A 7,343-nucleotide genomic window follows, 5' to 3' on the forward strand; every position below is an offset into this window, starting at 1 on the left:
TACGTGAAATAAGGATGTTCAAGACAGTTTTAGTCTGTCGTTTTCCAGAATCTCGTGTTCAACCATATCGTAATGCGCATTGCGATAAGCAACGATCGATGGCCTCGGACAAAGCAATTAGGTAAACGCGGTTATGATCAGGTTGTACAATAGCGGTCGCAGAGCGAACGAAGAGCGAACTCCCAGCACATCAACTGTTTCGCTCTCCATTGCACATCCGAATGGGCTCTTTGAGCAATGGGAGAATAAATCGCTGTGCGCCTTCGCGAGCGAGTCCCGTAGCAAACGAGAGAAATTGAAAAAAACAGGGGTTTTCCCCCATTTATTTTGTCACCAAAACATGGAATCTTTACGTTAAATTAACATAAATGGTTACAGGATGTTGAGTATGAAAAGGGTATCGCAATCATTCAACGGGGGTGATGATTGAACAAGTGACTCACGTGAATGCGCATGGGAATGGAACGCGTGTGCAGTTCCAAAACGGCGCTGAAACCCTTTACAGCTATCAAAGTTCAACGGGCTGGCTCACTGGGATGACCGTGAATCACAGTGGAATTATCCGCAATATAGACTATCAATATGATTTGGTGGGTAACCTAACGTATCGGCAACAAACCTTCCGCCAGGGCACGGGTACTGATGTCAACGAGTCATTTGGTTACGATAATCTCTATCGCCTTACCCAATATACGCAAGACACGGGCGGTGATTCAGGTGGAGGCGGTGATGAGCCCTGTCCTCCCGATCATGTAAGCACAGGCCCCGGCCCCGGCGAGCCACCTCCGCCAGGTGAGATCCAGAGTTTGCAAGGCGACTCGAGTTACACAACGTCAAGCAGCACAAATATGGTTGCCCACTACACCTATGATGGGTATGGCAATATACTGTCGAAGGGCGATGTTGGGTTTAACGGAGCGAGCTACACTTATGCGGGAGGGGCCCCAGAAAGTCGACCGACGCGTTTATTGAGTGTAAGCTCATCGTATGGCACACAGACGTTCACCTATGATGGAAACGGCAATGTAACCAACGATGGATTACAGAGCTTTACGTACACCACATTTGACAAGCCGATTGAAGTTCGACGGGCCGCCGATTTTAGAACGCTGTTCCGGTATGGCCCAAAGCGAGAGCTTGTTTACCAGCAAGATATTCGCCCTACGGGCACCCAAACGCGCTGGTTGTTCGGTGGTTATGAGCGGTCGGTACAAGAAAACGGCGATATCGAGCACCGGTTTATGGTGGGAGGCACGGTTGTCACCCATACTGAGCACGGGAGTGGCACCACCGAGCAGGTAACCCACCTGCATAAGGATGCCCAGGGCTCGACGGTGGTGATTACGGGGCAGGCGGTTAGTGGCAATGTTCTGAAACAACAGATAGCCTACGACCCATGGGGTAAACAGTCGACCTTGTGGAGCCACAGCCAGTTTGTTTTTGGACTGCGGTTAGGGGAGATGCGTGGTTACACCGGCCACACCATGGTGAACGACCTGAACCTGATCCACATGGGTGGTCGTACTTACAACCCGGTGCTAGGGCGTTTTATGCAGGCCGACCCGTTTGTTCAGGCGGGCGCGAACCTGCAGAATTACAACCGCTACAGCTATGTGCTCAACAACCCGCTGAGCTATACGGATCCGAGTGGGTATTTGTTTAAGCGGTTGAATAAGGCCTTTGGTAGTTTTGCGCCTTTTGTGGGAATGGCCTTAATGGCAATGCCGGGTGGAGGAAGCCTCGGCGCTGCCATGTTAAAAGGATTTATTGGCGGGGGCGTGGCCACAGGGAACTTACGAGGAGCGGTGAATGGCGCTTTTGCCGCAGCAGTTTTCCATTCCATCGGGCACAGTTTCCAGGAACGGGGGCAGTTCAACAGTCGCTTTAATGCGGCGGCGGAGCGGCTAGGCTTTGGTGGCCAACCGGTGATGAATTTTGGTGGCAATGCCCTAACCGCATCGCAGATAGCGGGTCAGATAGGAGCTCATGCGTTTGCGGGGGGCGTCATCGCATCTTTAAATGGCGCAAAATTCTCCCATGGCTTTATCAGCGCGGGCATCACCAAAGGCATTGGAACCCACTTTAACGATCAAGTAGGGAACCAAGTGATTGCAGGAACCCTAGTGTCAGCTGCCATCGGTGGAACCACATCCTCCATTGTCGGCGGAAAGTTTGCCAATGGGGCGGTTACTGGGGCCATGCAGTATTTGTTTAACGAAGTAGCACACCGTTATGGACGTGGGCCAACCCGGATGTGCTGGACAGACCAATCTGGTTGCACGCTAGATAATGCCCTTGAAGCTATTCGACCCGTATCTGTGCCATTTACTTATAATCCAGTTGAGGGCAGGATGGATATCGGCCCATTCAACGACCCAATTGAACACATCGTGGATCGTCAGAATCATACGATAACCAACATTACAATTGAAGGGCACACTTTCCACTCGGGGCAGGTGGTGCATAGCCTGACTGTTGATACAAGACTAAGTTTTAGTTTCAGCCAAGGTTTTTATAGACGAGAGGGGATTTTCCTTGTGACTACTGGTACCGGATTTAATGACTGCGTAATCCTTTGCGTGAATAGCGCATTTGTAAACAATGAGACGGGAAAATTCTTATTCAACAATACTCATATTCAAGCTCCCCGGCTTATGCGGCAGTACTTGGAGAATTAGCCATGCAGAGGATTTTTGTAGCAATTATCTTTTTGACGATGGCGAGCCTTGGGGGGTGCGATGTGAAAACGAACTCGCAGACCGCTTCACATACGGCGGAATTTAATGTAGCAACTAGCGACTATGAAGATATCATTACTGCGTTAGACATGGTCGCAGAACGTTTCGGATTAATTCGCCTCGGTGCGGCTGCAGGGCTAAACGATCTGTACGGGAGAGAGGTGCTATTTTGGACATACGAAGTGCAGGATAGGCATGAGCGGCGAGGAGCCTTGACGGTGACTGATGTTAAGGCACCAGGGACAGTGTTGGTAAGAGTTTATGAAGATGGCTTTTCTGATTCGGAGAAGGGCACAAGGTTCGTTAAGGAAGTTAGTGATGTAGTCGACCAATTCGGCGGAACACTGAGAAGCAGATTATAGGGCGCCACTTCGAGTTTGCGGCCCCTACAACCCGGTGGTGGGGCGTTTTATGCAGGCGATTTTGCGTCTGGAGCGGTGCAAACCGGTAACTTACGAAGTGCTACGGTCGGCGCGCTCAGTTCGATGGCCTTTCTCGGTGTAGGCCAGATGACGTATGGGGCTTCTAACTTAATGAAAGTGGGTTCCCACGCGGTTGTCGGGGGCGCCATATCCTCATTACAAGGAGGAAAGTTTGTGCACGGATTTGTCAGTGCCGGCATCACCAAGGGCGCACAAGTACATGGCGTGGTTCCGGACAATCTAGTGAGCGGCACTATTGTATCTGCCATTGTGGGTGGCACAGTCTCAGAGCTGACCGGAGGTAAGTTTAGAAACGGTGCGGTGACCGGGGCATTTCAGTTTGTGATGAATGAGTGGATCTCAGAGGAAATGGCTCATGAAATTCTAGATGACGAGAGAGAACTACTCAGAAAATTGACTCAACAAGATCTTGATGCGTTGGCGAGGGGGATTGGAGCAGTTGATGCGCTGATAAATCTGGCTGAGACGGCAAATAGTTTCAGAGACCTACTCGAACAACTTGATGCGGAGCAACTCTATGTACTCGGGAAATCACTTAACATAAGTGTTGTTAGTCCGAATGTAAGGGGGGCAGTTGATTTAAATAGAGTACTAATCGATACGCGAATGTCCAAAAAGTTTTTAAAAACGTCTTTGCCGTTCGCCGCGGAAGCTGGCTCTTCTGCGACAGAAGTGATTTATAGTAGTCCTTTCAAAGCATACGCCTTGAGAGAAATACTTCCCGCCAATGCGTTTCGCGCGTACCAGATATATGGTCGCTATGAAACAATCAGAGATCTTTGGAAGGTGTATCGAAATGAATAAATATCAGTTAATTCTCTTATTTTCTCTGGGCTTTTCTTTCGAATCTCCAATAGTTTCGGCGACCAGCGAATTACCTGAACAGGCGTCTCCTTGCGAAGCTTCTATGTTTGCTCGCGATTGCGATGCACTACAACTGTCAGCATTCAGGAGTGCGTTTAACTCTGGAGGCCTTCTTTTTTATTTGAATGAACAATTGAAGCCACAGTATGCCAGTATTGATCCGAATAGCATTTCACTGATTTTTGAAATGGGACAACGACGGGTACTATTTATTAACTGGCACTTCTGGAATGATGATCGCGCCCTACCAGCAATAGAGCCCGAGCATATTGCTGATCTTTTAAGCATGACGAACTGTAACTCTAGTAGAGCATTAGCTATACAATGCATCCTATTGGGCAGTGGCGAACATACAGTAATAACTGATGAGCGCTATTCTGATGCTATTTATATCGAATCTGATAGCAAGCTTCATGGACAAGTGACTCGTATCTTTATGTTTGAAGATGATGGTTATTTGGATATCTTAATTTCGCCCTCTGTAGAATGTGGTACCGTTATGCTCTCTAACTCCGTCGATCATACTGAATTACTTGAAGAAGGCATTCAATTTCAGCATAAAGAGGCTTCGCATATATTGAACCTGTTTATGAGTGGCGAGGAAGTGAACGCGGAACTTGTGAAAGCTGCAGGATTTGATTTATTGAAGTGAGAGCTTTATGTACAAGTTCATATGTACTGCGGAGGCTTATGAAGAAACTATTATTCTCCTTGGTGATGATGCTTACTGCTTGCAGTCAGCCGGATTACGGTGATTTTTGTGCGGAGTTTTATCTGAAATACGCTTACTTAGATTTTCGTGAAGAAGGGTTAGTTGAACAAAGGTAGGAATACAATCTGCAGTATTTAGAGTTTGTCGGTGGTGATATACATGAGATTTCGAATTTTATTGAAGGAATGAGACTCGGTGAAACAGCCGTTGATAAGGAAAAGCTTCAGTATTTTGGGCCTACCTTAATCTCGAATGCTTTGATTATCGAAGATTTTGAGAGCGTCACATTTCTGCTTGAATCCGGAGTTGAACCCTTTGATAGGGCGAAATGGGAGTTAGCACCTGCTGCCATGTTTCTTACCGAAGACAACTGGCTTGAGTTACTCGAAAAAGCAGATGAAGCGACTGAGGGCAGATACGCGGAAAAGTTTGACCAAACCAAGCGGTACGGTCGAGTATGCTTAGAGTTATAGTCGCTGTGTTGCTCGAAACAAAATATCAATTTTCTCTGGTTCTATAGGGCTATCAGATAACCCACCTGCATAAAGATGCCCAGGGCTCGACGGTGGTGATTACGGGGCAGGCGGTTAGTGGTAATGTTCTCAAACAACAGATAGCCTACGATCCGTGGGGTAAACAAGCGACCTTGTGGAGCCACAGCCAGTTTGTTTTTGGACTGCGGTTAGGGGAGATGCGCGGCTACACTGGCCACACCATGGTGAATGACTTAGACCTGATCCACATGGGTGGTCGTACTTACAACCCGGTGCTAGGGCGTTTTATGCAGGCCGATCCGTTTATTCAGGCGGGCGCGAACCTGCAGAATTACAACCGCTGCAGCTATGTGCTCAACAACCCGCTGAGCTATACGGATCCGAGCGGGTATTTTTTCAAAAAAGTTTTGAAGACCGATATATTCAGAACGGCATTTTCCATTGGGATTGCTGTCTATACGGGTAGTGCTTCATTTACATTAATAAAAAATGGGTCAGTATCGGCAGCGTATTCAATGGCCGCTGCAGGCGGTTTTGCGTCTGGAGCGGTGCAAACCGGTAACTTACGAAGTGCTAAAGTCGGTGCGCTCAGTTCGATGGCCTTTCTTGGTGTAGGCCAGGTGACGTATGGGGCTTCTAACTTAATGAAAGTGGGTTCCCACGCGGTTGTCGGGGGAGCCATATCCTCATTACAAGGAGGTAAGTTTGCGCACGGATTTGTCAGTGCCGGTATCACCAAGGGCGCACAAGTAAATGGCGTGGTTCCAGACAATCTAGTGGGCGGCACTATTGTATCTGCCATTGTGGGCGGCACAGTCTCAGAGCTGACCGGAGGAAAGTTTAGAAACGGGGCGGTGACCGGGGCGTTTCAGTTTGTGATGAATCAATGGGTCAATAGAAATCTAAATGATGCTATGCCTGCTGATAAAAGAAGGGAGCACTTTAAGTCGCAAGGCGTTCGAGCGAACGATATCGCAGATGCGCGTCAAGAACTCAGAGATTTGGTGGAAGCTTATCAGCAGTCTGGAGATAACAGATTATTTAAGGTGATTCCTGAATGGGAAGGTCGCCATGCGTTAGATATAGCCGCTGTTGAATTAGTGCAAGGAAATGGGCTTGATGCCTTCATGAGAGATGATCAGAGAATTATGATGGGAAATGAAGTAGCTGCTAAAGCCGCGGGATGGGCTAGTGTGCCAAGGCGTCTCTCTCAAGCACTTAAATCATTTTGGGCTCCATCACCTCAACCGGTAAACATGATGGACAACCATGAGGTGATTCGCTTTTATTATGAACAGAAATCAATAATAGATGGCAGGTGATGAATGAAAAGTGTTCTACTTATTTTGATCTTTGCTGGGATTCATTGGTCCTCCCATGCATGCACGATAGAGGATATTTTTGCAAGCGACCTGAAACAGTCCGTGTCAGAGAAACCATGTGAGGATGTCGGGTGTTACTCTTGGGAGTATATGGGGGTAGATTTAAGGATTCCTCAGCGATTCGTTCCCAAATTCGATCATTCTGGAGAAATAGAATCATTTAGTAGTGGTAACTATTTTTTTAATGGCGATAATCACTACTGCATTTATGAAAATATGATTGGCGGAATTATATCTTTTGGTCAAGTAAGCGACTGCAAAGATTGCGGCTCTGAATTGCGAGGTGAAGATTTAAAAGAGATCTCACTTACTCGTGAACGTCATTTGGGGTTGGGTCAGATAAAAATTGAATCCTACGTTTTATCGCCGGGTAGCTCAAAAGGGGATCGAGATATTTTTTACTTACTGATATATGACAGTGAATCATATTTGATGGTGATGGATAAAAATCTTGCCTTCATCGAGTACTTAATATCAAGATTTGCAGACGCTTGAGGGTTTCGCTAGTAGGCCGACCCGTTTATTCAGGCGGGCGCGAACCTGCAGAATTACAACCGCTACAGTTATGTGCTGAACAACCCGCTGAGCTATACGGATCCGAGTGGGTATTTTTTTAGGCAGTTGAATAAGGCTCTTGGCGATTTTGCGCCTGTTGCTGCTATTGCTGCGTCATTTTTCCTCGGAGGCGCGGGAGGCTTTTTTGTTAGGAT

8 protein-coding genes are annotated in these 7,343 nt (G+C 47.5%); all 8 read left to right on the forward strand.

The annotated features are described in order from the left end of the window. Positions 1-422 precede the first annotated feature (422 nt). The 8 genes from HXZ99_RS05855 (at position 423) to HXZ99_RS05890 (ending at position 7,128) form a co-directional block, all read left to right on the forward strand. Positions 423-2,678: an RHS repeat domain-containing protein gene (locus HXZ99_RS05855; RefSeq protein ID WP_194756336.1), complete on the forward strand. Its 2,256-nt coding sequence runs from the start codon at positions 423-425 to the stop codon at positions 2,676-2,678. A 2-nt stretch (positions 2,679-2,680) separates the two neighbouring features. Then, positions 2,681-3,100 carry a hypothetical protein gene (locus HXZ99_RS05860; RefSeq protein WP_194756337.1) on the forward strand — a complete coding sequence of 140 codons (420 nt, stop codon included), beginning with the start codon at positions 2,681-2,683 and terminating at the stop codon, positions 3,098-3,100. 15 nt (positions 3,101-3,115) lie between these two features. Continuing rightward, positions 3,116-3,985, forward strand: a complete 870-nt coding sequence (locus tag HXZ99_RS05865; protein WP_194756338.1) for a hypothetical protein — start codon at positions 3,116-3,118, stop codon at positions 3,983-3,985. Beyond that, complete coding sequence (locus tag HXZ99_RS05870; RefSeq protein ID WP_194756339.1) at positions 3,978-4,697, forward strand: hypothetical protein; 720 nt, start codon at positions 3,978-3,980, stop codon at positions 4,695-4,697. The genes HXZ99_RS05865 and HXZ99_RS05870 overlap by 8 nt, the downstream gene beginning before the upstream one ends. Positions 4,698-4,735: 38 nt before the next feature. Beyond that, a complete protein-coding gene (locus HXZ99_RS05875; RefSeq protein WP_194756340.1) occupies positions 4,736-4,873 on the forward strand; it encodes a hypothetical protein in 138 nt (45 codons plus the stop codon). Positions 4,874-4,942: 69 nt separating this feature from the next. After that, a complete protein-coding gene (locus HXZ99_RS05880) occupies positions 4,943-5,230 on the forward strand; it encodes a hypothetical protein (RefSeq protein ID WP_194756341.1) in 288 nt (95 codons plus the stop codon). Positions 5,231-5,322: 92 nt separating this feature from the next. After that, complete coding sequence (locus HXZ99_RS05885; protein ID WP_194756342.1) at positions 5,323-6,573, forward strand: RHS repeat-associated core domain-containing protein; 1,251 nt, start codon at positions 5,323-5,325, stop codon at positions 6,571-6,573. Between the two features lie 150 nt (positions 6,574-6,723). Beyond that, positions 6,724-7,128: a hypothetical protein gene (locus tag HXZ99_RS05890; RefSeq protein ID WP_194756343.1), complete on the forward strand. Its 405-nt coding sequence runs from the start codon at positions 6,724-6,726 to the stop codon at positions 7,126-7,128. The last annotated feature ends 215 nt before the right edge of the window (positions 7,129-7,343 follow it).

The organism is Aliidiomarina indica, assembly GCF_015354615.1.
GTDB classification, from domain to species: domain Bacteria; phylum Pseudomonadota; class Gammaproteobacteria; order Enterobacterales; family Alteromonadaceae; genus Aliidiomarina; species Aliidiomarina indica.